This window comes from Pseudomonas sichuanensis, from assembly GCF_024749065.1.
GTDB classification, from domain to species: Bacteria; Pseudomonadota; Gammaproteobacteria; order Pseudomonadales; family Pseudomonadaceae; genus Aquipseudomonas; species Aquipseudomonas sichuanensis.
The window spans coordinates 1713279-1738570 of record NZ_CP087185.1 but is presented as its reverse complement, the minus strand read 5'-3'; the positions used below and the strand labels follow the sequence as shown (position 1 = coordinate 1738570).

Genomic DNA, 25292 nt, shown 5'->3' with positions numbered 1-25292 from the left:
CACTCTCCTATCCGAGCCAAGGTAACAATGAGCCTGTTTTCCGCTGTCGAGCTGGCACCCCGCGACCCCATCCTGGGCCTCAACGAAGCATTCAACGCTGACCCACGTACCGACAAGGTCAACCTGGGCGTAGGCGTCTACTGCAATGAGGAAGGCCGCATTCCGCTGCTGCGCGCAGTGATCGAAGCCGAAACAACCCGTGCCGCCCAGCACGCGTCCCGTGGCTACCTGCCGATCGACGGCATCGCCCAGTACGACCAGGCCGTGCAAAAGCTGATTTTCGGTGCCCAATCGCCACTGCTGGCCGCCGGCCGTGTAGTGACCGTGCAGGCTGTCGGCGGTACCGGCGCGCTCAAGATCGGTGCCGACTTCCTCAAGCGCCTGGCGCCGGGCGCCGTGGTTGCCATCAGCGACCCGAGCTGGGAAAACCACCGCGCTCTGTTCGAAACCGCAGGTTTCCCGGTCAAGAACTACCGTTACTACGACGCCGCCAGCCATGACGTCAACCGTGCCGGCATGCTCGAAGACCTGAACAACCTGCCCTCCGGCTCGATCATCGTGCTGCACGCCTGCTGCCACAACCCGACCGGCGTCGACCTGTCGCTGGACGACTGGAAGAACGTGCTGGAAGTGGTCAAGGCCAAAGGCCACGTGCCGTTCCTCGACATGGCCTACCAGGGCTTTGGTGACGGCATCGCCGAAGACGCCTTCGCCGTGCGCCTGTTCGCCGAGTCGGGCCTGGAGTTCTTCGTGTCCAGCTCGTTCTCCAAGTCGTTCTCGCTGTACGGCGAGCGCGTCGGCGCGCTGTCGATCGTCACCGCCTCGAAAGACGAGAGCACCCGCGTGCTGTCGCAGGTCAAACGGGTGATCCGCACCACCTACTCCAACCCGCCGACCCACGGCGCGACCATCGTCGCCACCGTGCTGAACAGCCCTGAGCTGTGCCAGATGTGGGAAGCCGAACTGGCCGAGATGCGCACCCGCATCCATGGCATGCGCAAACAGATGGTCGAGCTGCTGGCCGAGTACGGTGCCAAGCGCGACTTCAGCTTCGTTGGTCGCCAGGCCGGCATGTTCTCCTACTCCGGTCTGAGCGTGGAGCAAGTGGCACGCCTGAAGAACGAGTTCGGCATCTATGCCCTGGACACCGGCCGCATCGCTGTTGCTGCCCTGAACCAGAGCAACATCCACGTGGTCACCAAGGCCATCGTAGAAGTACTGTAACTCCTTGATTGCCAAGGGGAAGCTTGACTTCCCCCTGGCAATCGGTAAGATACGCCGAAATTCCGCGATAGCTCAGTCGGTAGAGCAAATGACTGTTAATCATTGGGTCCCTGGTTCGAGTCCAGGTCGCGGAGCCAAACAGCGTTGCAGAGATTGTCTCCACAGTCTTTGAACACCCGAAGAACCCGCCCCCTGGCGGGTTTTTTCGTTTTGGCGTGTAGCTGCCTGCCACCGTGTGAACGCTCTCGATGGCTGGCCCAATTCAGCTTGCCCGTGGCAACGCCTGCACTGTCTCGCCCACCAGGCAGGCACTACAGGTTCTTTTGCACACGCCCCTTGTTTTCCAATTGCCCTGAACTATCGTCTGCATGCGCATCCGGCGCCTCAACGACAGGGAGTCAAGATGGACACCAAGCAGACCGCCCAAAATGCCCAGCAAGCGGTGGAACTCGTTGCCAACCAGGCCATTCTGGCCAGCCAACAAGGCACCTTCGCAGTTGGTGGCTGCATCATCGAAAACGCCACCGGCAACGTGCTCGCCGCCCTGCACAACAATGTGCTGATGCCCTACCCCGGCAGCGCCGCGCAACCGCCGTTCCTGCCCCACGACCCGACCGCCCACGGTGAACGACAGCTGGTGGACTGGTACTTCGCCAATCGCGAACGCCTGGGCCTGCCAGCGCCGGAAAAACTGACCGTGGTGACCACCCTCGACCCCTGCGCCATGTGCGCTGGCTCGCTGCTGACTGCCGGCTTCAACGTGGCGGTCAGTGCCATCGATACTTACGCGGGGATCAACTTCAACAGCCAGTTCGATTTCCCCAGCCTGCCGCCCGCCGTACGCCAGAAGGCGCAGGCCAGTTGGGGCTACTATGCGGTTGCCGCGCCGATCAACCGATCCTATCAAGGCGCAGGCAGCGGGCCGGTCTATGCCGGCTGCGGTATTGACGCGGCAGCCTTCAGCCTCACCGGTTCGATCTTCGACGCCAGCGTGTCCAACGTGCGTGACGCCAGCAACAACAGCGGCCTGCCACCTGACCAGTTGCGCAACCCAAGTTCGCTGCCCGCCGACAGCAAAGTCCGGCAGGCCCTGGCCGCCCTGAGCCCCTGGAGCCTCAAGGTCAGCAGCGCCAACCCGCGCATGCCTGGGCAGGAACTGGCCCGCCCACTGATCGAAACCGCCCGGCAGGCCGACACCATGAACGCCGTGGCCTTGCTCGACCCATTCGGCAACCTGTTGGCCTGCTTGGGAGGCGTGGAGAAGCAGTCGCCAATCCGCACCGCGTTCATGGAGACCACGCGTGGCTATGCCGAACTGCGCTGGAAGCTGATGAACGACAACGACCCTGCTGTACGCGCCCAGGCGAAGCAATGCCTCACGCACCCCAAATACGGCACCTTCGTGTTCCTGTACATCCCTGACCCGGCGACCAGCCAGGCGGTGATGACATTTGGCGCTTACGGCTCAACCATGGAAGGGCCGGTACCGCAGTCATTCCCCTCCAACTTGCAGTATGTGCTACTGCCTGCCGGCGTCAGTGCCCAGGCCGTGGCGCAACTGGCGCAGAACCTGCCGCCCTTCTATACCCAGAGCGTCCAGGTGGCACCCAGCCAAGTGCTGGACACGGCCCTGATCAGCGCCGTGCAGCGCGAACTGTAGCCACGACGCCCTGACGGGCGACTCATCGGGACAGGGGTTCGGTCACTGGCCGCCCCTCGTCCACCAGGCTCCACACCAGCAGCTTGGCCGGCGCGGTCTTGCTGGCGTTGCTCGATACACTGTGCACGGTGCCGGGCGCTTCGTACCAGAACTCGCCGGCCTTGTAGGTTTTCTGCGGCTCGTCGTTGAGTTTCGAGACCACCGCGCCTTCCAATACATAAGCCATGACCGCGCCTGGATGCTGATGGGCGGGCGATGCCTGGCCCGGTGCGTAGCTGACGGTGAGCATCACCGCTTTCTTGCCCGGGGCATTGCTGGGCAACTGCTCCTGGAGAATCTTCACCTGGTCGGGATGCTGCGCGTCGCCATGCGCCCAGGCAGGCACGTTGGCGCCCAACACGCCGAAGGCGACAAACACGCTGAGGGAAAGACGGGGAATGCTCATGACGGGGATCTCCTGATTGGCTGTGGCCCTCAGGTTATGCCCCGCCCGATATAGGGGAAACGGCCAATTCGCGGAAAAAGCGGGAGGCCGATCTTCGCTCAGGCGTCGCGCCCGATCGGGTAGAACTGGCCATGGCTCCAAACCCCGAGCCACTGCTCACCCTCGAGGGTCTGCGGCACCGCCAACTCCACCAACTGATAGAACACATTGCGGTGAATCAGCGCCTCGAGGTTGCCACGCATGAGCACATAGGGCGCAGGCTCCTGGGTGATCGGGTCGATCACTACCCGCAGTGGGTTGGCCGGGCCGGCTTCGACCTGATCGTCGACGTTGCTGGTGAAGCGCAGCACCTGCTGCTCGCCACTCCCCTGCACATCCAGCAGCACCGCAACGAAGGGCGCGTCATCAACGCGAATACCGACTTTTTCCACCGGCGTGACCAGGAAGTAGTCGTCGCCATCGCGGCGGATGATGGTGGAAAACAGCCGGACCATCGGTTTGCGCCCGATCGGCGTACCCAGGTAGTACCAGGTGCCGTCACGGGCGATGCGCATGTCGATGTCGCCGCAGAAATCCGGGTTCCACAGATGCACCGGTGGCAGGCCCTTGTGTGCGGGGATCTGCGCCAGGAGATCGTTGGCTTTGCCGGTGTCGGTCATATCACGCTCGCTTACTTGCTCATGCCCAAGAGGCTACGAGCGTACTCGCGCATGGGCGCGGCAAGCAAATCCTGGGGGCTGTTGTCATGGAACGTCAACAAACCGCCACGGCTCTTGATGCGGGCGGTGTCGATCAGGTAGCGGGTGCTGGTCTCGATCAACATCATCTGCACCACGCCAGTGTCCCAGCCCAGGCGGTCGACGGCCTGTTCGTCATACCATTCATCGCCATTGCCGATACGGTCGTCGGTGCGGGCGAAGCGGGTGTACAGCACGTAGTCGGCGCCGACCGAACGGGCTTCGGCAATCGCGTCTTCCAGGCCGAGCGGGCCCTGGGCGCGGCGCACCAGCGGAAAGTATTCGATGAAGCTCTTGAAGGCTTCCTCGGCCACGGCGTTCTGGCGCGGCTGCGGCCCCTTGCCCGGCGGCATGAACGCGCCCTGACCAATGAAGATGAACGAATCGGGCTGCAAGCGGATGGACAGGGTACGGGTGGTGTTGCTGTGATCCAGCAGGCCCACGTCGCTCATCTGGTAACGGACCTCTTCCCCCATGTCGCTGACTTTCATGCAACCGCCCAACGCCATCAGCGCCAGCAGCAAGACCAGGCTACGCATCTTTCCTCCAAAGGCCGGTGACGAAAAACCGGCGAATAGCCGCCAGATGCAGCTTTTGCGCCAGAGTCAGCCGCCGATCACCTTCATCACCATCACATCGCCGGAGAACGCCAGGTCCTGCTTGTCCGCCAGCGCCTTCACCAGCAGCCGCTGCAACGCCGGCAGCGCCTGGTGGCGCGGCTTATCCAGCAGGTCGCCGACAAAGTGACGGTTGCCTGAAGAGAGGCAACCATGCAGCCAGCCGGTGGACGACAAGCGCAGCCGCGAGCAGGCGCGACAGAAGGGTACGCTCTCGTTGGCGATCACTCCGAAGTGCCCTTTGCCGGGTATGCGATAACGTAGCGCGGTAGCATCCACCGGGCGCTGCGCCTGCTCGAATTCATAGGCTTCGCCGATCAGCGCGAGCAACTGCTCCAGCCCCACGAACTGCTGCCCGAAGGCATTGCTGTCTCGGGCCAGGTGGCCCATGCGCATCAGCTCGATGAAGCGCAGCTCGTAACCTTTCTGCAGACAGTAGTCGAGCAGCGGCAGTACCTGATCGAGGTTTTGCCCACGCATGGGCACCATGTTGACTTTGATCGCCATGCCGGCAGCGCTGGCCTGGGCCATGCCGTCAAGCACGCTGGCCAGGTCGCCGCCACGGGCGATGCGGCGAAACGCCAGGGGGTCGAGGGTATCGAGCGAGACATTCAGCCTGCGGATGCCGGCTGCACGCAGCAACGGCAGTTTGCGTGCAAGCAGTTGGCCATTGGTGGTGAGGCTGATGTCCTCCAGGCCGAGCCCGGCCACCGCCGTCAGGAAGCCCTCGAGCCGCGGGCTGATCAGCGGCTCGCCGCCGGTGATGCGCAAACGCTCGACACCTGCGGCCTCGACCAGATAGGCCACGCCGCGTCCCAGCGCCTCGGCCCCCAGCTCGTCCTGCGCCGCCACCAGGCGCTTGCCATCGGGCACGCAGTAGGTACAGGCGTAGTTGCAGGCAGCAGTCAGGCTGACGCGCAGGTTGCGAAAGCGCCTGCCTTGACGATCGACGATCATGGGTGACTCCGGCATGGAAGAATCGGACCGGCAAAACCTGACTCATAAATCAGGTTTTTGCAAGTCTTCCTGTCGAAGGCTGAATCGCGCAATGCTCACCGAGGGCCGGCAAGCACCGCCCGGGCCGCTTCAGTTCGCGGTTTCTGGGTCGCGCTTGCGTTTGTTGCCCATGCGCACGCCGATGTCCATGAGGAACTGGAAGAAGCCTTCCTGATCTTCCAGCACGTTGCTCCAGAATGGCGAGTGGTACAGCGCCACCGCACCGTGGACCAGCGCCCACGCCGCGCAATAGTGGAAGTACGGCGGCACGTCCTCGAGCTTGCCTTCGCTGATGCGGCCCTTGATCAGCTGCGTAAGGCGGTCGAAGTTGGAGGCACGGATGCTGTGCAACTGCTCGACCATTTCCGGCACCTGGTTGCCCTTGACCACCTTTTCTTCCAGGCGGTCGAACAGCCGGTAGCGCTGTGGGTCGCGCATGCGGAACTCGAAGTAGGCGCGCGACAGCGCCTCTTTGTCACGGTCGACGTCAGCGGAATGCAGCAGCTCGTTCAGGTCACGCTCATAGTCGAGCATCAGGCGCAGGTAGATCTCCGCCTTGGACTTGAAGTGCTTGTAGATCGTGCCTTTGCCGATGCCGACGGCGTCGGCGATCATCTCGACGGTGACACTGTCTTCACCCTGTTCGAGAAACAGCTTGAGCGCCGTATCGAGGATTTCCTGCTCGCGGCGGCGAAATTCACGGACCTTACGAGGTTCTTTGTGCATAGGTAGGACTAGGATGACAATCGAAGCGGATTATTATGCCTAACTGGCGGTAAATTGCACGGATCTTCCAAGCATGTCTGTGTTTCTTGATGAGTTCGAGCAGGCTCCGGGCCTGTGCTACCTGAACCACGCGGCCATCGCTCCGTGGCCGCGCCGGGCCACTGATGCCGTGGCGCGCTTCGCCCGTGACAACCTGCAGCGGGGCGCCAGCGACTACCCGGCCTGGCTGGCCACCGAGCGACGCCTGCGCGAACGCCTGGCGCGCCTGCTCAACGCGCCGTCAACTGGCGATATCGCCTTGCTGGGCAATACTTCGCAAGCCTTGTCATTGGTGGCCTTCGGCCTCGACTGGCAACGCGGCGACCAGGTGATCATCAGCGACGAAGAGTTCCCTTCCAATCGTGTGGTCTGGCAGGCACTGGCGGATCAAGGCGTCGATGTGATCGAGATCAGCCTGGCCGGGGATGACCCAGAGGCCGCACTGCTCCAGGCCTGCGGCCCGCGTGCCCGGCTGCTGGCGGTCAGTGCCGTGCAGTTCGCCAGTGGCCTGCGCCTGGACCTTGCCCGCCTGGGCCAGGGCTGTCGCGAACAGGGCGTGCTGTTCTGCGTCGACGCCATCCAGCAGATTGGCGCCCTGCCCTTCGACGTGCAGCAATACCAGTGCGATTTCGCCATGGCCGACGGCCACAAATGGATGCTCGGCCCCGAAGGCCTGGGGGTGTTCTATTGCCGCAGCGCCCTGCGCAGGCAGTTGAAACTGCATGCCTACGGCTGGCACATGCTCGAACAGCTGGGCGATTTCGAGCACCGTACCTGGCAACCGGCACGCAGCGCCCGACGCTTCGAGCCGGGTAGCCCGAACATGCTCGGCGCCTGTGCGCTGGAGGCCAGCCTGTCATTGCTGGAAGATGTCGGCATGCAGGTGGTTGCAGAGCAACTCGGGCATCGCGTCGAGCAACTGCACCAGGGGCTGGCGGCGATCCCGGGTGTGCAGTTGCACAGCCCGGCAGACCCAAGGCGCCGCGCAGGCATCATCAATTTCACCGTGGCTGGCCGCGCCAATGCCGACATTTATCGGGCGCTCAGCAGCCAGCAAGTGATCTGCGCCCTGCGCGGGCCCGGCGTGCGTTTTTCCCCACACTTCTATACCGATGAGCGCTTGATCGACGAAGCACTGCGGCTGGTCAGGCAAATCGCCATGCACTGATCGCCCAAGGGACCGCCGACGTATTCCAAATCTGTTTAAAAAACGATCAGCAAGCGCTGGCAGGGCGCCAATCCTGGCCAATACTTGAAGTGTTGGCGCGGCGCATCCCCCCCAAGTGGCGCGCCGATAAAGGTGCCCAGGGACCGCGTACCTTTGTTTTACTCCTAATGGTCTTAACCCGGATTCCCCCCCCAGAACCCGGGTTTTTTTTGCCCGGGCGCCAGCGACGAACTGCGGATCAGGCCACCCGTGCCAGCGGGAACAGGCGCTTGAAGTTGGCGGTGGTCTGCTCGGCCAGCTGCTCATAGCTGGCCCCGCGCAGCGAGGCGACATATTCGGCCACTTCCCGCACGTACTGCGGCAGGTTCGGCTTGCCGCGGTGCGGGATCGGCGCCAGGTACGGCGAGTCGGTCTCCACCAGCAGGCGATCGACCGGCACCTGCCGGGCCACCTCACGCAGGGCATCGGCGTTGCGGAATGTCACGATGCCGGACAACGAGATGTAATAACCCAAGTCCAGCGCAGCCTTGGCCATCGGCCAATCTTCGGTGAAGCAGTGCAGCACCCCGGCCTGGGGCAGGTTGGCTTCACGCAGCAGGGCCAGGGTGTCCTCGCGGGCCGCACGGGTGTGCACGATCACCGGCTTGCCGGTCTGCCGCGAGGCTTCCAGGTGCAGGCGGAAGGAAGCCTGCTGCAGCTCGGCGGCTTCGGGCTCGTAGTGATAGTCCAGGCCGGTCTCGCCGATGGCCACCACATGCGGATGGGCCAGCTCGCGCAGCAGCCACTCCAGGGCCGGGGTTTCACCCGGCGCCAGGTCCAGCGGATGCACCCCCACCGAACAATCGACGTCGGCGTACTGCTCGCTGAGCGCCTTGACCGCGCCGGCGTTGTCGGCGCTGACGCCGATGCACAGGAAATGCCCGACGCCACGCTCACGCGCGGCCTGCAGGGCGGCATCGAGGGAACCCTGATGGGCGCTGAGATCAAGACGGTCGAGGTGGCAATGGGAATCTACGAGCATGGGAACACACACATGAATGAACGATGGAGATCAGCGCATGCCCGGCAGCTGCACCCAATGGGCGAGCAAGGCTTCGAGCAGCAGCACACGGTTGAGGTTGGCCTTGCCCAGCACTTTCTGACGCTGCTCGAGGATCCACGCCTGGACCTCCAGCACCTTGGCCTGGCGGCTCTTCTGCGCCAGGTACTGCAGCACCTTGCGCATGTCGGCCAGGCCTAGCCCGTCCTCGTCCTGGGTCAGCTGATAGCGCAGGATCAGGTGCGACCAGTCGCAGAACCAGTCGAACAACAACAGCAACGGCACGTTGTTCCAGGCTTCGGCCAACTGGCTGGGCGACTGCTGCTGCTTGAGCAGCTTCTTCACGCCCTCGGTGACCAGCGCGCGCTGCTCGCGCACCCCCTTCGCCTGCAGGCTGACAGCCATCAGCGGCGAGCCGGCGGCCAGAGTCAGCAGCTCCTCGCGCTCGTCTTCGCCGCTATCGGCAAGCGCATCGGCCAGCCACGCACGGCTCTGGGCCAGGCTCGGCTGCGGGCAGGTGAGCTGCTGGCAACGGCTCTTGATGGTGGGCAGCAAGCGGCTGGGCTGGTGACTGACCAACAGCAGCACGGTATCGCCGGAAGGCTCCTCAAGGCTCTTGAGCAAGGCATTGGACGCGTTGACGTTCATCGCCTCCACCGGCTCGATCAGCACCACCTTGCGCCCGCCCTGCTGGGCCGTCTGTACGATGAACGACACCAGTTCGCGAACCTGGTCGACCTTGATCGGCTTGTCGGCTTCTTCTGGCTCCAGCACGAAGTTGTCCGGATGGCTGCCGGCCTTGAGCAGCAGGCACGCCTTGCACTGCCCGCAGGCATCCAGCCCCTGGGGCGTCTGGCACAGCAGCCGCGCCATCAGCCGCTCGGCCAGGGCACGCTTGCCGATACCCTGGGGCCCATGCAGCAGGTAGGCATGGGCATGCTGGCTGCGCCCGGCCAGTTGCTGCCAAAGCGCCTGTTGCCAGGGGTAGGCTTCAGCCACGGCAACGCTCCACAAGGCCCGGCAGCAGCGCATCGATTGCCCGTTGCACCGCATCCAGCGGCTGAGCGGCATCCAGCAGGCTGTAGCGTTGCGGCTGCTGGGCGGCGCGTTGCAGGTAGGCCTGGCGCACCGCCTCGAAGAAGGCCTGGCCCTCTTGCTCGAAGCGGTCCAGGCGGCCACGGGCAGCAGCACGGGCCAGGCCGACCTCGACGGGCAGGTCGAAGACCAGGGTCAGGTCCGGGCGCAGTTCGCCCTGGACGAAGGATTCGAGGATGGCGATGCGCTCCACCGACAAGCCACGGCCGCCGCCCTGATAGGCGTAGGTAGCATCGGTGAAGCGATCGCAGAGCACCACGGCGCCACGCGCCAGGGCCGGACGGATCACTTCTGCCAGGTGCTGGGCACGGGCAGCGAACATCAGCAGCAACTCGGTATCGGCCGCCATGGGCTCGTCGCTGGGGGCCAACAGCAGCTCGCGGATGCGCTCGGCCAGTGGCGTGCCACCGGGCTCGCGGGTCATCACCACATCGACACCCTGCTCACGCAGGCGCGCCGCCAGGTAGTCGCGGTTGGTGCTCTTGCCCGCGCCTTCGGGGCCTTCCAGGGTGATAAACAAACCGCTCACGGGTGTTCCTTACTGTTTTTCGGGTACCGGCGCCTCGGCCGGCACGGATTCATCGGTAGGCGCAGCAGCGTCACTGTCAGGCGGGGCTGCCTCGGCAGGGGCCTCCTGGTCGGGCGCCGGCTGCTCGCCTGCTCCCGGCTGCGCCGCAGGTGCGGGGCTGGAGCGATAGTCTGCCCGCCGCTTGAGCTGGAACTCACGCACTGCGCTGTTGTGATCGTCCAGGTCATCGGAGAACACATGGCTGCCATCGCCACGGGCGACGAAATACAGGCTGCTGCCATCGCTGGGGTTGAGCGCGGCATGGATCGCCTCGCGACCGACCATGGCGATCGGCGTCGGCGGCAGGCCGCTGATGGTGTAGGTGTTGTAGGGCGTCGGCTCACGCAGGTCGGCCCGGGTGATCTTGCCGTTGTAGCGCTCGCCCATGCCGTAGATCACGGTCGGGTCGGTCTGCAGCATCATCCCCAGGCGCAGCCGGCGCACGAACACACCGGCGATCTGGTTACGCTCCTGCGGGATGCCGGTTTCCTTCTCCACCAGCGAGGCCATGATCAGCGCCTGGTAAGGGTCGCGATACGGCAAGCCGGTGCTGCGCTCGGCCCACTCCTTGGCCAGCACTTCGTCCAGGCGCATATAGGCCTGCTGCAACAGTTCGACGTCGCTCATGCCGCGCACGAAGCGGTAGGTATCAGGGAAGAAGCGGCCCTCGGGGAAGACGCCGGTGTGACCGAGCTTGTCCATCACCTGCGCATCGCTCAGGTCATCGAGGGTGTGCTTGATCTTGTCGTGCCTGGCCACTGCGGCACGCACCTGGCGGAAGGTCCAGCCCTCGACCAGGGTGAGGTTGTACTGCACCACATCGCCGCGCTGCCAGGCATCGAACAACTGCCCCACGGTCATGCCGGGGGTCAGGCGATATTCACCGGTATGCAGCGGGGTGCCGGCCATGTTGAAGCGCCAGTAAAGGCGCAGCCACAGCGCATCGTCGAGCAGCCCCTCGCCCTCCATGCGGTAGAACATGCGATTGGGCGTGGTGCCGCCAGGCACATCGAGCAGGCGCTCCTGCGCCACTTGCAGGGGCTGCTCCAGGACTGAGTTGACCTTCCAGGCAGCCCAACCCAATGCCAGGCCGGCGAGGATCAAACCCATTTCCAGCAGCAGCAGGAATTTGCGTCTCACGAATCAGGTATCCAGTAACGTACGGGCAACGGCCTGCAGTTTAAGGGTGAGCGGGCCCGGCGGCCAGTTCAGTGCAGCGAATTCACGTACAGGCCAGATACCGTAGACACTGTTGCAGACAAACACCTCGTCGGCCTGCTGCAGGTCTTCCAGGGTCAGGTCACGCACCTCGACGGCAAGGCCCGACAACGGCGCCTGTTCGAGCAATGCGCCACGCATCACGCCAGCCACGCCACAACGGCTCAGGTCGGCGGTCAGCAGCACCTTGCCACGCACCAGGAACAGGTTGCTGTACACCCCTTCGATCACTCGCCCTTGGCTGTCGCGCATCAAGCCTTCGGCATACGCACTGTCCTGCCATTCGGCTCGGGCCAGCACCTGCTCCAAGCGGTTGAGGTGTTTGAGTCCGGCCAGCAGCGGTTGTTCCGCCAGCCGTGTCTGGCAGGGGAACAGGCGCACACCCAGCTCGGCGTGTTGTGCAGGATAGACGGGCAAGGGGCTGCCCTGAAGAATACGTCGCGCCTGGGCGCCAGGCGCCGGGGCATAACCGCGCTGGCTGTCGCCGCGGGTCAGGATCAGCTTGGCGACGCCCTCCCCCAGCAACTGAGCGAATTGCATCAGCTCATTGCGAACCAGCATCAGGTCAACATCGATCGCCAGGCGCTGGCAACCCAGCGCCAGGCGGTCGAGATGCCGGGTTAGCAGGCTGGGCTTGCCGCCATGCACGGCAATGGTCTCGAACAGACCATCACCGTAGGCCAGGCCGCGATTCTGCAAATTGACCGCAGTCGCTTCCTGGCCATCGATCCAGCAGTGCATCAGTCGGCGAACCGGCGGAACACCAGCGAACCGTTGGTTCCGCCGAAGCCGAACGAGTTGGACAGCACCACGTCGATCGGCATGCTGCGCGCCTGGTGCGGTACGAAGTCCAGGTCGCAACCTTCGTCCGGCTCGTCCAGGTTGATGGTCGGCGGCGCCATCTGGCTGTTGATCGCCAGCACGCTGAAGATCGCTTCCACCGCGCCAGCGGCACCCAGCAGGTGACCGGTCATCGACTTGGTCGAGCTGACTGCCAGCTTGTAGGCGTGCTCGCCAAACACGCGCTTGATCGCCGCCACCTCGGCGATATCGCCAGCCGGGGTCGAAGTGCCGTGGGCATTGATGTAGCTGACCGCTTGCGGCTCGATGCCGGCATCGCGCAGGGCGTTGGCCATGCAGCGCGCAGCACCTTCACCCGAGTCGGGTGGCGAGGTCATGTGGTAGGCGTCGCCGCTCATGCCAAAACCGACCAGCTCGGCATAAATGGTCGCACCACGCGCCTTGGCGTGCTCCAGTTCTTCGAGCACCAGGGCACCGGCACCGTCGGACAGCACGAAACCGTCACGGCCTTTGTCCCACGGACGGCTGGCGCGGGTTGGCTCATCGTTGCGGGTCGACAGCGCGCGCGAGGCCCCGAAGCCACCCATGCCCAGGCCACAGGCGGCCATTTCGGCACCGCCGGCAATCATCACGTCCGCTTCACCGTAGGCGATATTGCGCGCGGCCATGCCGATGCAATGGGTACCCGTGGTGCAGGCGGTGGCGATCGCGTAGTTCGGCCCCTGCAGGCCCAGGTGGATCGACAGGAAGCCCGAGATCATGTTGATGATCGAGCCCGGCACGAAGAACGGCGAAATGCGGCGCGGGCCCTGCTCGTGCAGGGTCCGGCTGGTTTCTTCGATGTTGGTCAGGCCGCCGATCCCCGAGCCCATGGCCACGCCAATGCGCTCACGGTTGGCGTCGGTGACCTCCAGGCCGGCATTGCGTACCGCCTGGAAACCGGCTGCCAGGCCGTACTGAATGAACAGGTCGAGCTTGCGAGCTTCCTTGGCCGACAGGTACTGCTCGACCTCGAAGCCCTTCACCGAGCCGCCAAAACGGGTGGAGTAGGCAGACAGATCCGTGTGTTCGATCGGACCAATGCCACTGCGGCCAGCCAGAACGCCCTGCCAGGTGCTCGGTACATCAGTACCCAATGGCGACAGCATACCCATACCGGTGACCACGACGCGTCTACGCGACACAGTACTCTCCTTTTCCAATAACAGAGTTTCTTGCCATTGCATTCAAGGCAATGGAATGAAATGGCAACAAGCTCTGAAGGCTCGCGGCTCGACACTGGCGTCTTGCAAAGAAAAAACCGCACGCCAGCGAAGGCAGTGCGGTTTTCCCCGACAAGAAGCGTCGACTAAAGCGTCTTAGGCCTGGTGGGCGTTGACGTAGTCGATGGCAGCTTGAACGGTAGTGATCTTCTCGGCTTCTTCGTCAGGGATTTCGGTCTCGAATTCCTCTTCCAGAGCCATCACCAGCTCAACGGTGTCAAGCGAGTCGGCACCCAGGTCTTCAACGAAGGAAGCAGCATTCACAACTTCCTCTTCCTTGACGCCCAGTTGCTCGGCGACGATTTTCTTGACGCGTTCTTCGATGGTGCTCATACCTAGTTTTCACTCCTAATGGACATATGTCAGGCAGCTGGCCGGTGACCAAGTTTATAGAAAGACGCCTGCTTTTCAAGCGGAACACGCCTTCAGCTAAGTCGCCCAACCCTCTGCCCGGAATCTGGTTGCAGCTTTATAACGGATTTTAAGCTCGGAGTATGACTCTTTTTTGAAGCAATCCGTCACATCGCATTGCGGTTTTTACATGTACATCCCGCCGTTCACCGGCACGGTGGCGCCAGTGACATAGGCTGCGCCGTCAGAGGCCAGGAACGAAACCACTTTGGCGATTTCGTCGGCCTGGCCCAGGCGGCCCAGCGGAATTTCTTTCTGCAGGGCTTCGCGCTGCGCTTCCGGCAGCTCACGGGTCATGTCGGTGTCGATGAAGCCCGGGGTGACCGAGTTGACGGTGATGCCACGCGAACCCACTTCACGGGCCAGCGCGCGGCTGAAGCCTTCCAGGCCAGCCTTGGCGGCCGCATAGTTGGCCTGCCCGGCGTTACCCATGGCACCAACCACCGAGCCGATGCTGATGATACGACCCCAACGGGCCTTGGTCATGCCACGCAGCACGCCCTTGGACAGACGGTAGAGGCTGTTGAGGTTGGTGTCGATCACGTCGAACCACTCGTCATCCTTCATGCGCAGCATGAGGTTGTCGCGAGTGATGCCAGCGTTGTTGACCAGGATAGCCGGAGCGCCGAACTGCTCACCGATGGCGCTCAGCACCGCATTCACGGATTCTGCGCTGGTCACGTTCAATTCCATGCCGGTACCGGCAACGCCATGCTCCTTGAGCGTGGCGGCGATGCGCTCGGCACCGGAGGCCGAAGTGGCGGTGCCGATGACGATGGCGCCCTGGCGGCCAAGCTCAAGGGCGATGGCCTGGCCAATGCCACGGCTGGCGCCGGTAACCAGTGCAACTTTACCTTGCAGGCTCATGCAAGCGTCTCCAGATTCAGGCCAGCGCCGCGCGGGTGGCGGCGACGGCGTCAGGGGTATTGAGGTTGTAGGTGGTCACACCATCGGCGCAACGCTTGTTCAGGCCAGCCAGCACCTTGCCCGGGCCACACTCGACCAAATTCACCGCGCCGCGCTCGGCCAGGGCCTGCACGCATTCAACCCAGCGCACAGGCTGGTACAGCTGTGCCAGCAAGTCCTGCTTGAGCGCATCAAGGTCGGCGGCGATGGCGGCGGTGACGTTCTGCACCACTGGAATCTGCGGGGCCTTCCACTCGATGGCGTTGACGAACTCGGCGAAGCGCTCGGCAGCGGGCTTCATCAGCGCACAGTGCGACGGCACGCTGACCGCCAGCGGCAGGGCACGCTTGGCGCCGGCCTCTTTGCACAGCGCCATGGCGCGGTCGACCGCAGCCTTGTTACCGGCAATCACCACCTGGCCCGGCGAGTTGAAGTTCACCGCACTGACCACTTCATCTTCAGCGGCCTTGGCGCAGAGCTCGACCACAACGGCATCGTCCAGGCCCAGGATGGCAGCCATGGCGCCATGACCGGCCGGCACGGCTTCCTGCATCAGCTGGCCACGGCGCTCGACCAGGCGGACGGCGTCTTTGAGCGACAGGCTGCCAGCAGCGACCAGGGCACTGTACTCACCCAGGCTGTGGCCCGAAACGAAGGCCGGGTGCGCGCCGCCCTCTTCCAGCCACAGGCGCCACAGGGCGATGGAGGCGGTCAGGATGGCCGGCTGAGTCTTGTCGGTTTGGTTGAGTTGTTCTTCCGGACCTTCCTGGACCAGTTTCCACAGGTCGTAGCCCAGAGCCTCGGAAGCTTCCTTGAAGGTTTCGACGATTACCGGCTTTTCAGCACCGAGCTCGGCGAGCATGCCCAGCGATTGGGAACCTTGACCGGGAAAGACGAATGCGAGGGATGCAGACATTGAACAAGCCCTTATGATCTTGTCGTCGGATAGGGTGCGCCAGGCCACAGGCCTAGCGCGAAATCTGAAAGCTTGGATGGAACGGCGGACCAAGCGGTCACATTTAAGCACTTCATGGGCGATATGCCCAAAGTCTTTGTTTTTCCAGCACTCGCCTCATCGCAGGGCAAGCCCGCCCTCACGAGGTTTCACGGCAGCAAGTCTTCGAGCCGACCATGGAGGCGCTGCGGCAGGTTCTCCTGGATCTCGATCAGCGCACGCTGGATCGCACTCTGGAAACCCTGCACACCCGCCGAACCATGGCTCTTGATGACGATACCCTGGAGCCCGAGGAAGCTTGCGCCATTGTGCCGCGCCGGCGCCAGGTCGGCCTGCAGGCGCTTGAGCAATGGCATGGCCATGGCCCCGGCAGCCCGCGCCAGCACACCACCACGGAACAACGCCTCGATGCGCGCGGCGATCATGGTCGCCAGGCCTTCGCTGGACTTGAGCAGGATGTTGCCGACAAAACCGTCGCACACCACCACGTCCGCCTCGCCGCGGTACAGGCCGTCGCCCTCGACAAAACCGATGTAGTTCAGGCCTCGCGCATTCTGCAACAAGCTGGCGGCCAGCTTGACCTGCTGATTGCCCTTGATGTCTTCGGTGCCGATATTGAGCAGCGCCACCCGCGGGCGATGAACGCCAAGCGCCTGGGCAGCCACCGAACCCATCACCGCAAACTGGTAGAGGTTTTCGGCACTGCAGTCGACATTGGCGCCCAGGTCGAGCAACTGGCAGTAGCCTGCCTGGGTCGGGATCGCCGCCACCATCGCCGGGCGATCGATACCGGGCAAGGTCTTGAGCACGAAACGCGACAACGCCATGAGCGCGCCGGTATTGCCGGCACTGACGCAGGCCTGGGCCTTGCCGTCCCGCACCAGTTCGAGGGCGATGCGCATCGACGAGTCGGGCTTGCCGCGCAACGCCTGCGACGGCCGCTCGTCCATGCCCACCACTTCACTGGCCGCAACAATTTGCAGGCGCGCGCGATCCGCAGCCGATTGGCCGCTGACAAGCTCTTCAAGAAGGGAGGGTTGACCGACGAGGGTCAGGTGCAGCGAGGGAGTAGCCGAAAGGCAGGCTAGGCTAGCCTGGACAATGCTGCGGGGACCGAAGTCCCCGCCCATTGCGTCGATCGCGATGATCTGAGCGGACAAGGATTACTCGTCAGCGCCCTTGTCGATCACTTTGCGACCACGGTATACGCCTTCTGGCGAAACGTGGTGACGCAGGTGTACTTCACCGGTGCTCTTCTCTACCGACAGGGCGTTTTCCGACAGGGCGTCGTGCGAACGGCGCATGTCACGGGCAGAGCGGGATTTTTTGTTCTGCTGAACAGCCATAATTGATTAACTCCTAAACGTTTGGGTCACGCTTTAACTGCGCCAATACACTGAACGGGTTGGACCGCGTTACCTCGTCCTTGCTCGGTTCGGGCTCATCTGCGCCCGCCGGCTGCTGGCATTCTTCCGGATGATGAGCAGGCACGATCGGCAGGGCAAGCAGCAGCTCTTCCTCGACCAGGGCCTGCAGATCCAAAGGATCTTCGCCCAGTTCCAGCACGTCATAGCCTTTCGGCAACGACTGGGTATTCGCACCCTCCTTCACCACGGCGTAAGTAGATTCGCTGTGGATTGGAAGGGTGACCAGCTCAAGACAACGCTGGCAAACCATTTTGACTTCGACATCCAGCTCGCTGTGGATAACCACAACTTTCTGTTCGTCTCGTTCAAAATCGAACTTCGCCTGCACCATACCGACAGTGTCGGAAAGCGGGTCGCAGAGTCTTTCCAAATCAGCGAGTTGCAGCGAACCACTAAGGGTTACGCCTCGATCGGCTAATTTGCGCGGGTCAACGTGAGGTGGAATCGGGTCATTCAACATAGGCGCAGCATTCTAGGGATGCACCCCCTCCCTGTCAAAGGAAATTCGGCACATCTCGCATGTTAGAATTCGGGGCAATTGACCAGGAGTCTATCATGCTTCCTCTGTTACTGGCTTCCAGCTCCCCCTACCGGCGCGAACTGCTCGCCCGCCTGCGCCTGCCCTTCAGCTGGGCAAGCCCCGATCTAGACGAGCAGCGGCTGGCCGATGAGCCCGCCGTCGAACTGGTTCGCCGCCTGGCCCGGCAAAAAGCCGAAGCGCTCGCAGGCCGCTATCCGGGACACCTGATCATCGGTTCCGACCAGGTGGCGGTGCTCGGCGAGCAGATCCTCGGCAAACCTCACACCTTCGAGCGCGCCTGCGAGCAACTGCTGGAAGCGAGCGGCCAGCAGGTCACCTTCCTCACCGGCCTGGCAATGCTCAACAGCGCCAGCGGCCAGTGCCAGGTCGATTGCGTGCCATTCACGGTGACCATGCGCGAACTGGATCGGGAGAGTGTGGAGCGTTACGTGCAGGCCGAGCAGCCGCTGGATTGCGCAGGCAGCTTCAAAGCGGAGGGGCTGGGGGTGAGCCTGTTCCAAAGCACCCACGGCTGCGACGCCACGAGCCTGATCGGGCTGCCGCTGATTCGCCTGGTGGATATGCTGCACAAGGAAGGCGTGCAGGTGCCTTGAGAACGCATCGCGGGGCAAGCCCGCTCCCACGAATTGCCCCGCGATGAATGCCACGCCGATATCAGATCAACGCAACGAAGGCCCCTGGAAGCCCATGTACATGGCCAACCGCTCGGCCACACTGGCACCGATACGCTTGGAGAAACGATCAAACGGCGACTCCTGCACGGTGAAATCCACCAATTCCTTCTCACCGATGATCTCGCGAGCCACATAGCTGGCACTGCCCAGGCCATCCACCAGGCCCAGCTCCTTGGCCTGCTCGCCGGACCAGATCAAACCACTGAACAACTCAGGATGATCCTTGTCCTTCAGGCGCTCGCCCCTACCCTGCTTGACCATGGCGATGAACTGGCGATGCGTGGTATCCAGCACCCCCTGCCAGAACGCGGTCTCTTCCGGTTTCTGCGGCGAGAACGGATCGAGGAAGGCCTTGTGCTCACCCGCGGTGTAGGTGCGACGCTCGACGCCCAGCTTGTCCATGGTGCCGACGAAACCATAACCGGCGGCCGTCACGCCAATGGAGCCGACCAGACTGGCCTTGTCGGCATAGATCTCATCGGCGGCACTGGCGATGTAATAAGCGCCGGAGGCACCCAGATCGGTAATCACCGCATACAGCTTGATGGCTGGGTATTCGGCGCGCAGGCGGCGAATTTCGTCATAGATATAGCCCGACTGCACCGGGCTGCCGCCCGGACTGTTGATACGCAGCACCACACCCTTGGTTTTCGAGTCCTTGAATGCTTCACGCAAGCTCTTGACGATATTGTCGGCGCCAGCCGGCTCCTGATCGGCGATCACCCCGCGCACTTCGACCAGCGCCGTGTGGCTGGCACTGCGTGACGCAGCCTTGTCCACGTCCATCAGCGGCGTGAACAGGACCAGCATGCCGAACAGGTAGACGAAAGTCAGCAACTTGAAAAAGATGCCCCAACGCCGCGCCCGACGCTGTTCCTGGACGCCCGCCAGCAGCGTCTTCTCCAGCAGCTTCCAGCTCTTGCGCTCTTCGTTGTCTTCGGACTCGGGTGCCTTCCACTCGTCAGCCATGCTCACCTACCCTGGAAATTGAGTTGCGCGCCACTCGCCAGCCATTCGCGCAATTGAGAGAAATGCTCGATGCACACTTGCGGCCCGAACTCAGCCAAGGCCAGCAGCGGCATCGCGCCATAGCCGACCGCCACCGAGTGCATGCCCGCATTGCTGGCCATCTGCAGGTCGAATGCCGAATCGCCGACCATCAGCGCCCGCCCGGGTTCGACCCGGCAATGGGCGAGGATTTCTTCGAGCATCAACGGGTGCGGCTTGCCACGGGTCTCGTCGGCGCCGCGAGTGATATCGAAGTAGCCTTCCCAGCCATTGGCCTTGAGCACGCGATCCAGCCCGCGACGCGCCTTGCCGGTGGCCACCGCCAGGCGATAGCCCTCGGCACGGAAAGCCTCGAGGGATTCGACCACCCCCTCGAACAGCGGCGAAGGCTGCTGATCCAGCGCCGTGTAGACATCGGCGTAATGCTGACGAAAAGCCTGCACCTGCACGTTATCCAGGTGCGGGTACAGCGTGGCGATCGCCTCGTCCAATGCCAGGCCGATGATGCCCTTGATGGCCTCATCGCTGCTTGGCGCCTCACCGGCGCGCCCGGCCGCCACATTCATGGCCTCGACGATACGCCCGATGGAGTCGGCCAAGGTGCCGTCCCAGTCGAAGATCAGCAGCTCGTAACGCTTGTTCATAGGTCAGGTCGCGCTCAGGCGCTCCACGGTCTTGGCCCACACTTCATCCACCGGCGCCTCGAGCTTGAGCTCACCGCCGTCCGGCAGCGGCACCGTGAGTTGATAGGCATGCAGGAACAGGCGCTTGCCGCCCAGCTCACGAATCTCGCGGCTGAAATCTTCATCGCCGTATTTGCTGTCACCGGCGATCATGTGCCCGGCATGCAGGGTGTGCACACGAATCTGGTGGGTGCGACCGGTAATCGGCCGGGCCTCGACGATGGTGGCGAATTCGCCGAAACGGCGCAGCACGCGGAACATCGTCAGCGCCTCCTTGCCTTCGTCATTCACCTCGACCATGCGCTCGCCCGAGCGCAGGTTGCTCTTGAGCAACGGCGCGTTGACCTGTTTCTTCGCGGTCGGCCAATGGCCGCGCACCAGCGCCATGTAGCGCTTGTCCACGCCATCGCCGCGCAGGGCGGCATGCAGGTGGCGCAGCATGCTGCGCTTCTTGGCGATCATCAGCAGGCCAGAAGTGTCGCGATCCAGGCGATGCACCAGCTCCAGCTCCTTGGCATCAGGGCGCAACTGACGCAGCGCCTCGATCACCCCGAAACTCAAACCACTGCCGCCATGCACGGCAATGCCGGATGGCTTGTTCATCACGATCAGCGCCTTGTCTTCATAGACGATGGCGGCTTCCAGGCGCTGCAGCAGCCCCTGGGCCACAGGCGCTGGCTCGTCGCGTTCAGGCAGGCGCACAGGCGGCACGCGGACGATATCGCCAGCCTGCAGCTTGTATTCCGGTTTGATCCGCCCTTTGTTGACCCGCACCTCACCCTTGCGCAGGATGCGGTAGACCAAGGTTTTGGGCACGCCCTTGAGGGCCGTGATGAGGAAATTGTCGATGCGTTGGCCGGCAAGCTCCGGCGCGACTTCGATCAGCTGTACGCCGGAAGTCGGAGGGGTATTGGTCGTCATGGCGGGATCATAACAATTTTTTATGGAATTGAAGCACTTAATCATAACTGCTATAGTCGCGAACGCCGCCAAAAGCGGCAGGCCAGTGATACCAGGCTCTACGCCGGTTCCTGACCTTCGCAATTCTCCAGGACGCGAGGCCGTCCTACGGGGTTTTCGCCAGTTTAAACAAATGCCTGGAATCGCCACCAGCGCTGTGTAGAGAAGACCGAAGAAAAACGACAAGCGCGGTGTTCCACCTGCTTACCGAACCTTTTTCGCCGCACCTCTGCCCGCCAGTCGCTTCCACGTAACGCCCGGCGAATGCTTCGGAAATACCTGCCTTGGACATAAATGGCGCCAGCGCGGTACCCGCGCTGACGAAAAATGCAACCCGTTGCGGATTCAGCGCGCGGCAGCACCCGAATTATCAGGGATACGTGCAGGGTGGAGATGCACAGCCCTCGGACCGTGTAGCACCGCGTCCGGCCACCGCCCCACTGAACGGGCGATGAGCGGATAAGGTCCTGAACAGACGCTCTAGCGGCGTCCACGGCTGACGGTTGATTCCTCCTCCTGTCATGAGTGCACGAGGCCTGTCTGGCTGATTCGGCTATCGATGAACGTCGATTCGAACACCTAAGGGGCTCGTTGACACCACAGCGAACAGGACGCGTCGTCGCGACAACGGCAGGCTGGGCAACCGGCTGGTGCCGAACGTTGCTCGACACGGGGGTGGCCCGCCACCCTTTGCGCACCTTGGCACCGACCCCGATACGTCGTGTGTGCCGAACGCCGTTTCCGGCAGCCCGGAAACCGACGGTACAACATGAAAAGAATGCTGATTAACGCAACTCAACCCGAAGAGTTGCGTGTAGCCCTGGTAGACGGCCAACGCCTCTACGACCTGGACATCGAGTCCGGCGCGCGCGAGCAGAAAAAGGCCAACATCTACAAAGGCAAGATCACCCGCATCGAGCCAAGCCTCGAAGCCGCCTTCGTCGACTTCGGTTCCGAACGTCACGGCTTCCTGCCACTCAAGGAAATTTCCCGCGAATACTTCAAGAAGACCCCCGAAGGCCGGGTCAACATCAAGGAAGTACTGAGCGAAGGCCAGGAAGTCATCGTCCAGGTCGAGAAGGAAGAGCGCGGCAACAAAGGCGCCGCCCTGACCACCTTCATCAGCCTGGCTGGCCGTTACCTGGTGCTGATGCCAAACAACCCGCGTGCCGGCGGCATCTCCCGTCGCATCGAAGGCGAAGAGCGCAACGAACTGCGTGAAGCCCTAAACGGCCTGACCGTTCCAGGCGACATGGGCCTGATCGTGCGCACCGCCGGCCTTGGCCGCAGCAGCGAAGAAATGCAGTGGGACCTCGACTACCTGCTGCAGCTGTGGACCGCCATCAAGGAAGCCTCGCTGGACCGCTCCGCGCCGTTCCTGATCTACCAGGAAAGCAACGTCATCATCCGCGCGATCCGCGACTACCTGCGCCAGGACATCGGCGAAGTGCTGATCGACAGCATCGACGCCCAGGAAGAAGCACTGACCTTCATCCGCCAGGTGATGCCGCAGTACGCCAGCAAGGTCAAGCTGTACGAAGACAGCGTCCCACTGTTCAACCGCTTCCAGATCGAAAGCCAGATCGAAACCGCCTTCCAGCGCGTTGTCGACCTGCCGTCCGGCGGCTCGATCGTCATCGACCCGACCGAAGCCCTGGTGTCCATCGACATCAACTCGGCGCGCGCCACCAAAGGCAGCGACATCGAAGAAACCGCCCTGCAGACCAACCTGGAAGCGGCCGAAGAAATCGCCCGCCAGCTGCGCCTGCGTGACATCGGCGGCCTGATCGTCATCGACTTCATCGACATGACCCCGGCCAAGAACCAGCGCGCCGTCGAAGAGCGCGTGCGTGAATGCCTGGAAGCCGACCGCGCCCGCGTGCAGGTTGGCCGCATCTCGCGTTTCGGCCTGCTGGAAATGTCCCGTCAGCGCCTGCGCCCATCGCTGGGCGAAAGCAGCGGCATCGTCTGCCCACGCTGCTCCGGCACCGGCATCATCCGTGACGTCGAGTCGCTGTCGCTGGCCATCCTGCGCCTGATCGAAGAAGAAGCGCTGAAAGACCGTACCGCCGAGGTACGTGCCCAGGTCCCGATCCCGGTCGCTGCCTTCCTGCTCAACGAGAAACGCAACTCGATCACCAAGATCGAACTGCGCACTCGCGCGCGCATCATCATCCTGCCGAACGATCACCTGGAAACGCCGCACTTCGAAGTCCAGCGCCTGCGCGACGACAACCCGGAAGTGCTGAACAACCAGTCCAGCTACGAGATCGCAGCCACCGAAACCGAAGAAGCGCCGCAGCCGACCGCCACCCGCACCCTGGTTCGCCAGGAAGCCGCGGTCAAGACTGCTCCGGCCCGCGCCAACGCTCCTGTACCGAGCACAGAAGAAGCACAGCCTGCCGCTGCACCGGCAGCCGCTGTCGCCCCTAGCGTGCCAGAGCCAAGCCTGTTCAAAGGCCTGGTGAAGTCGCTGGTCAGCCTGTTCGCCGGCAAGGAAGAGCCTGTCGCCGCCCCGGTCGCCACCACCGAGAAGCCGGCCGCCGAGCGCACGCCGCGCAACGAGGAGCGCCGCAACGGTCGCCAGCAGAGCCGCAACCGCAATGGCCGTCGCGACGAGGAGCGCAAGCCGCGTGAGGAACGCGCCGAGCGTGCCCCGCGTGAAGAGCGCCAGCCACGCGAAGAACGTGCCCCTCGCGAGGAGCGCGCCCCACGTGAAGAGCGTGCGCCGCGTGAAGAACGCGCACCACGCCAGCCGCGCGATGACCGCCGCGGCAACCGTGAAGAACGTGTACGCGAACTGCGCGAGCCACTGGACGCCGCACCAGCTGCCCGCGAAGAGCGCCAGCCGCGTGAAGAGCGTGCACCACGCGAAGAGCGCGTAGCCCGTGAAGAGCGCGCTCCACGTGAAGAGCGTGCCCCACGCGAAGAACGTGCGCCGCGTGAAGAGCGCGCCCCACGCGAAGAACGTGCACCGCGTGAAGAACGCGCACCACGCGAAGAACGTGCGCCACGCGAAGAACGCCAACCACGCCCACCGCGTGAAGAGCGCCAGCCGCGCCCTGACGAGCAGGTTGCTGAACAAGCTGCCGAGCTCAACGAGGAGCAACTGCCGAACGAAGAGCTGCTGCAGGACGAGCAGGAAGGCGCCGATGGCGAGCGTCCGCGCCGTCGCTCCCGCGGCCAGCGCCGTCGCAGCAACCGTCGTGAACGTCAGCGCAACGCCGATGGCGAGCTGATCGAAGGCGGCGAAGACGAAGCCGGCGAAGAGCAGCAGCCACAACAGCACCAGGCCACCGCGCTGGGCGCCGAACTGGCCGCCGGCATCGCTGTCACCGCCGCCGTCGCCACCAGCAACATCAGCGCCGACGCCGAAGCCCAGGCCAACGAGCAGGCCGAACGCGCCAGCGCCGTTGTCGCCGAAGCCCAGGTTGAAAACAGCGAAGTGGTCCAGGTTGCCGAGCAAGCCGAGGCCATCGCGATCGCTCCAGTGGTCGAGCAGCCGGTCAGCGAGCCCGTAGTTGCCGCCGAGCCGAGCTTCGAGCCTGCTGTTGAAGCGGCACCACAGCCAGTGATCGAAGAAGCGGTTGCCGAGCAGGTGGCTGTCGTGATCGAAGCTGAACCGGTCGTAGAGGCTCCAGCAGTGGCAGCCGCCGAGATCGAACCAGCGCCGGTCGCCGAAGCGGCTGAAGTTCAGGCTCCGGTTGCCTTCGAAGCGGCTCCGGCAGTCGAGGCCCAGGCTGTTGAAGTACAGGCCGAAGTGGTCGAAGCGCCAGCTGCCGAACCGGCTCCAGTGGTTGCCGAGCAGGCACCTGCCGAAGTCGAAGCGGTGGTCGAGCAGGCCCCTGTCATGCTGCCGAACGGCCGCGCGCCGAACGACCCGCGTGAAGTGCGCCGCCGCAAGCGCGAAGCCGAAGCAGCCGCTGCTGCCCTGGCTGCCGCCCAGGCCGCCCCAGCCCTGGAAACCACCGAAGACGAGCACAAGCCTCATCACGGTTGATTCCGGTCGCTGAATGAAAAAGCCCCGCCAGTGCGAACTGGCGGGGCTTTTTCTTTGCATCATGTATCGCCTGATCTGGCCTCATCGCCGGCAAGCCGGCTCCCACATGATTGCGAATCGCTTGAGACCAGC

General features: G+C 63.5%; 25 protein-coding genes and 1 tRNA gene. 6 read left to right on the top strand and 20 right to left on the bottom strand.

Annotated features, from left to right (window positions below; genetic code table 11):
- The first annotated feature begins 27 nt into the window (after positions 1 to 27).
- The 3 genes from LOY51_RS08095 (at position 28) to LOY51_RS08085 (ending at position 2884) form a co-directional block, all read left to right on the top strand.
- Positions 28 to 1224, top strand: coding sequence for an amino acid aminotransferase (locus LOY51_RS08095; protein WP_125857908.1), 1197 nt, complete (start codon positions 28 to 30; stop codon positions 1222 to 1224).
- 61 nt (positions 1225 to 1285) lie between these two features.
- Positions 1286 to 1361, top strand: a tRNA-Asn gene (locus tag LOY51_RS08090).
- A gap of 266 nt (positions 1362 to 1627) precedes the next feature.
- A complete protein-coding gene (locus LOY51_RS08085) occupies positions 1628 to 2884 on the top strand; it encodes a cytidine/deoxycytidylate deaminase family protein (RefSeq protein ID WP_125463242.1) in 1257 nt (418 codons plus the stop codon).
- A 22-nt stretch (positions 2885 to 2906) separates the two neighbouring features.
- Here the strand turns inward: LOY51_RS08085 and LOY51_RS08080 are convergent, their stop codons facing one another.
- The 5 genes from LOY51_RS08080 to LOY51_RS08060 all read right to left on the bottom strand — a co-directional run bounded on the left by LOY51_RS08080 (position 2907) and on the right by LOY51_RS08060 (position 6405).
- Positions 2907 to 3329, bottom strand: coding sequence for a cupin domain-containing protein (locus LOY51_RS08080; RefSeq protein WP_258645628.1), 423 nt, complete (start codon positions 3327 to 3329; stop codon positions 2907 to 2909).
- 98 nt (positions 3330 to 3427) lie between these two features.
- Entirely contained in the window at positions 3428 to 3988 is a 561-nt protein-coding gene (locus tag LOY51_RS08075; RefSeq protein WP_258645625.1) for a DUF1285 domain-containing protein, read from the bottom strand.
- An 11-nt stretch (positions 3989 to 3999) separates the two neighbouring features.
- Positions 4000 to 4605 (bottom strand): DUF4823 domain-containing protein, encoded by a 606-nt coding sequence (locus tag LOY51_RS08070; RefSeq protein WP_125463239.1) that lies wholly within the window; start codon positions 4603 to 4605, stop codon positions 4000 to 4002.
- 66 nt (positions 4606 to 4671) lie between these two features.
- Positions 4672 to 5640: a GTP 3',8-cyclase MoaA gene (locus LOY51_RS08065; protein ID WP_125463238.1), complete on the bottom strand. Its 969-nt coding sequence runs from the start codon at positions 5638 to 5640 to the stop codon at positions 4672 to 4674.
- Positions 5641 to 5769: 129 nt separating this feature from the next.
- Positions 5770 to 6405 (bottom strand): TetR/AcrR family transcriptional regulator, encoded by a 636-nt coding sequence (locus LOY51_RS08060; protein WP_110995672.1) that lies wholly within the window; start codon positions 6403 to 6405, stop codon positions 5770 to 5772.
- Positions 6406 to 6478: 73 nt separating this feature from the next.
- Between LOY51_RS08060 and LOY51_RS08055 the strand changes: the two genes are divergently transcribed.
- The gene (locus LOY51_RS08055; RefSeq protein ID WP_258645621.1) at positions 6479 to 7612 is read left to right on the top strand and encodes an aminotransferase class V-fold PLP-dependent enzyme; all 1134 of its coding nucleotides are present in this window, start codon (positions 6479 to 6481) and stop codon (positions 7610 to 7612) included.
- A gap of 238 nt (positions 7613 to 7850) precedes the next feature.
- Here LOY51_RS08055 and LOY51_RS08050 read toward each other — a convergent pair whose 3' ends face one another.
- From LOY51_RS08050 to LOY51_RS07995, 12 genes are all read right to left on the bottom strand, one after another.
- Entirely contained in the window at positions 7851 to 8633 is a 783-nt protein-coding gene (locus tag LOY51_RS08050; RefSeq protein WP_125463236.1) for a TatD family hydrolase, read from the bottom strand.
- Between the two features lie 30 nt (positions 8634 to 8663).
- The gene (locus LOY51_RS08045) at positions 8664 to 9650 is read right to left on the bottom strand and encodes a DNA polymerase III subunit delta' (protein ID WP_258645616.1); all 987 of its coding nucleotides are present in this window, start codon (positions 9648 to 9650) and stop codon (positions 8664 to 8666) included.
- Positions 9643 to 10275 carry a dTMP kinase gene (gene tmk / locus LOY51_RS08040; protein WP_125857902.1) on the bottom strand — a complete coding sequence of 211 codons (633 nt, stop codon included), beginning with the start codon at positions 10273 to 10275 and terminating at the stop codon, positions 9643 to 9645. The genes LOY51_RS08045 and tmk overlap by 8 nt, the downstream gene beginning before the upstream one ends.
- 9 nt (positions 10276 to 10284) lie before the next feature.
- Positions 10285 to 11454 (bottom strand): endolytic transglycosylase MltG, encoded by a 1170-nt coding sequence (gene mltG / locus LOY51_RS08035; RefSeq protein WP_258645614.1) that lies wholly within the window; start codon positions 11452 to 11454, stop codon positions 10285 to 10287.
- A gap of 3 nt (positions 11455 to 11457) precedes the next feature.
- Positions 11458 to 12273 carry an aminodeoxychorismate lyase gene (gene pabC / locus LOY51_RS08030; RefSeq protein WP_125857900.1) on the bottom strand — a complete coding sequence of 272 codons (816 nt, stop codon included), beginning with the start codon at positions 12271 to 12273 and terminating at the stop codon, positions 11458 to 11460.
- Entirely contained in the window at positions 12273 to 13517 is a 1245-nt protein-coding gene (gene fabF, locus LOY51_RS08025) for a beta-ketoacyl-ACP synthase II (RefSeq protein ID WP_125857899.1), read from the bottom strand. The genes pabC and fabF overlap by 1 nt, the downstream gene beginning before the upstream one ends.
- Before the next feature lie 174 nt (positions 13518 to 13691).
- On the bottom strand, positions 13692 to 13928 hold the full coding sequence (gene acpP / locus LOY51_RS08020) for an acyl carrier protein (protein ID WP_125857898.1): 237 nt from the start codon (positions 13926 to 13928) through the stop codon (positions 13692 to 13694).
- Positions 13929 to 14132: 204 nt separating this feature from the next.
- Positions 14133 to 14873, bottom strand: coding sequence for a 3-oxoacyl-ACP reductase FabG (gene fabG / locus LOY51_RS08015; RefSeq protein WP_125463230.1), 741 nt, complete (start codon positions 14871 to 14873; stop codon positions 14133 to 14135).
- A 16-nt stretch (positions 14874 to 14889) separates the two neighbouring features.
- Positions 14890 to 15828, bottom strand: coding sequence for an ACP S-malonyltransferase (gene fabD / locus LOY51_RS08010; protein ID WP_125857897.1), 939 nt, complete (start codon positions 15826 to 15828; stop codon positions 14890 to 14892).
- Between the two features lie 188 nt (positions 15829 to 16016).
- Positions 16017 to 17027: a phosphate acyltransferase PlsX gene (gene plsX, locus LOY51_RS08005; protein ID WP_125463228.1), complete on the bottom strand. Its 1011-nt coding sequence runs from the start codon at positions 17025 to 17027 to the stop codon at positions 16017 to 16019.
- A 3-nt stretch (positions 17028 to 17030) separates the two neighbouring features.
- A complete protein-coding gene (rpmF, locus tag LOY51_RS08000; protein WP_008096416.1) occupies positions 17031 to 17213 on the bottom strand; it encodes a 50S ribosomal protein L32 in 183 nt (60 codons plus the stop codon).
- Positions 17214 to 17226: 13 nt separating this feature from the next.
- Positions 17227 to 17754, bottom strand: a complete 528-nt coding sequence (locus LOY51_RS07995) for a YceD family protein (protein ID WP_110995683.1) — start codon at positions 17752 to 17754, stop codon at positions 17227 to 17229.
- A 95-nt stretch (positions 17755 to 17849) separates the two neighbouring features.
- Here LOY51_RS07995 and LOY51_RS07990 point away from each other — a divergent pair, with 95 nt between their 5' ends.
- On the top strand, positions 17850 to 18428 hold the full coding sequence (locus LOY51_RS07990; RefSeq protein WP_258645605.1) for a Maf family protein: 579 nt from the start codon (positions 17850 to 17852) through the stop codon (positions 18426 to 18428).
- A 66-nt stretch (positions 18429 to 18494) separates the two neighbouring features.
- Here LOY51_RS07990 and sppA read toward each other — a convergent pair whose 3' ends face one another.
- From sppA to rluC, 3 genes are read right to left on the bottom strand one after another with little or no spacing between them, the layout of a single operon-like run.
- Complete coding sequence (gene sppA / locus LOY51_RS07985) at positions 18495 to 19478, bottom strand: signal peptide peptidase SppA (protein WP_125857894.1); 984 nt, start codon at positions 19476 to 19478, stop codon at positions 18495 to 18497.
- Between the two features lie 2 nt (positions 19479 to 19480).
- Positions 19481 to 20161 carry an HAD family hydrolase gene (locus LOY51_RS07980; RefSeq protein WP_258645604.1) on the bottom strand — a complete coding sequence of 227 codons (681 nt, stop codon included), beginning with the start codon at positions 20159 to 20161 and terminating at the stop codon, positions 19481 to 19483.
- 3 nt (positions 20162 to 20164) lie between these two features.
- Positions 20165 to 21121 (bottom strand): 23S rRNA pseudouridine(955/2504/2580) synthase RluC, encoded by a 957-nt coding sequence (gene rluC, locus LOY51_RS07975; protein WP_110995687.1) that lies wholly within the window; start codon positions 21119 to 21121, stop codon positions 20165 to 20167.
- 808 nt (positions 21122 to 21929) lie between these two features.
- Here rluC and rne point away from each other — a divergent pair.
- Positions 21930 to 25160 carry a ribonuclease E gene (rne, locus tag LOY51_RS07970; protein ID WP_258645602.1) on the top strand — a complete coding sequence of 1077 codons (3231 nt, stop codon included), beginning with the start codon at positions 21930 to 21932 and terminating at the stop codon, positions 25158 to 25160.
- Positions 25161 to 25292 lie beyond the last annotated feature (132 nt).

Excerpts from the sequence above, each read along its gene's own strand:
- LOY51_RS08095 (WP_125857908.1), top strand. The coding sequence starts at position 28 with ATGAGCCTGTTTTCCGCTGTCGAGCTGGCACCCCGCGACCCCATCCTG.
- LOY51_RS08085 (WP_125463242.1), top strand. The coding sequence starts at position 1,628 with ATGGACACCAAGCAGACCGCCCAAAATGCCCAGCAAGCGGTGGAACTC.
- LOY51_RS08080 (WP_258645628.1), bottom strand. The coding sequence starts at position 3,329 with ATGAGCATTCCCCGTCTTTCCCTCAGCGTGTTTGTCGCCTTCGGCGTG.
- LOY51_RS08075 (WP_258645625.1), bottom strand. The coding sequence starts at position 3,988 with ATGACCGACACCGGCAAAGCCAACGATCTCCTGGCGCAGATCCCCGCA.
- LOY51_RS08070 (WP_125463239.1), bottom strand. The coding sequence starts at position 4,605 with ATGCGTAGCCTGGTCTTGCTGCTGGCGCTGATGGCGTTGGGCGGTTGC.
- LOY51_RS08065 (WP_125463238.1), bottom strand. The coding sequence starts at position 5,640 with ATGATCGTCGATCGTCAAGGCAGGCGCTTTCGCAACCTGCGCGTCAGC.
- LOY51_RS08060 (WP_110995672.1), bottom strand. The coding sequence starts at position 6,405 with ATGCACAAAGAACCTCGTAAGGTCCGTGAATTTCGCCGCCGCGAGCAG.
- LOY51_RS08055 (WP_258645621.1), top strand. The coding sequence starts at position 6,479 with ATGTCTGTGTTTCTTGATGAGTTCGAGCAGGCTCCGGGCCTGTGCTAC.
- LOY51_RS08050 (WP_125463236.1), bottom strand. The coding sequence starts at position 8,633 with ATGCTCGTAGATTCCCATTGCCACCTCGACCGTCTTGATCTCAGCGCC.
- pabC (WP_125857900.1), bottom strand. The coding sequence starts at position 12,273 with ATGCACTGCTGGATCGATGGCCAGGAAGCGACTGCGGTCAATTTGCAG.
- acpP (WP_125857898.1), bottom strand. The coding sequence starts at position 13,928 with ATGAGCACCATCGAAGAACGCGTCAAGAAAATCGTCGCCGAGCAACTG.
- fabG (WP_125463230.1), bottom strand. The coding sequence starts at position 14,873 with ATGAGCCTGCAAGGTAAAGTTGCACTGGTTACCGGCGCCAGCCGTGGC.
- fabD (WP_125857897.1), bottom strand. The coding sequence starts at position 15,828 with ATGTCTGCATCCCTCGCATTCGTCTTTCCCGGTCAAGGTTCCCAATCG.
- rpmF (WP_008096416.1), bottom strand. The coding sequence starts at position 17,213 with ATGGCTGTTCAGCAGAACAAAAAATCCCGCTCTGCCCGTGACATGCGC.
- LOY51_RS07995 (WP_110995683.1), bottom strand. The coding sequence starts at position 17,754 with ATGTTGAATGACCCGATTCCACCTCACGTTGACCCGCGCAAATTAGCC.
- LOY51_RS07990 (WP_258645605.1), top strand. The coding sequence starts at position 17,850 with ATGCTTCCTCTGTTACTGGCTTCCAGCTCCCCCTACCGGCGCGAACTG.
- sppA (WP_125857894.1), bottom strand. The coding sequence starts at position 19,478 with ATGGCTGACGAGTGGAAGGCACCCGAGTCCGAAGACAACGAAGAGCGC.
- LOY51_RS07980 (WP_258645604.1), bottom strand. The coding sequence starts at position 20,161 with ATGAACAAGCGTTACGAGCTGCTGATCTTCGACTGGGACGGCACCTTG.
- rluC (WP_110995687.1), bottom strand. The coding sequence starts at position 21,121 with ATGACGACCAATACCCCTCCGACTTCCGGCGTACAGCTGATCGAAGTC.
- rne (WP_258645602.1), top strand. The coding sequence starts at position 21,930 with ATGAAAAGAATGCTGATTAACGCAACTCAACCCGAAGAGTTGCGTGTA.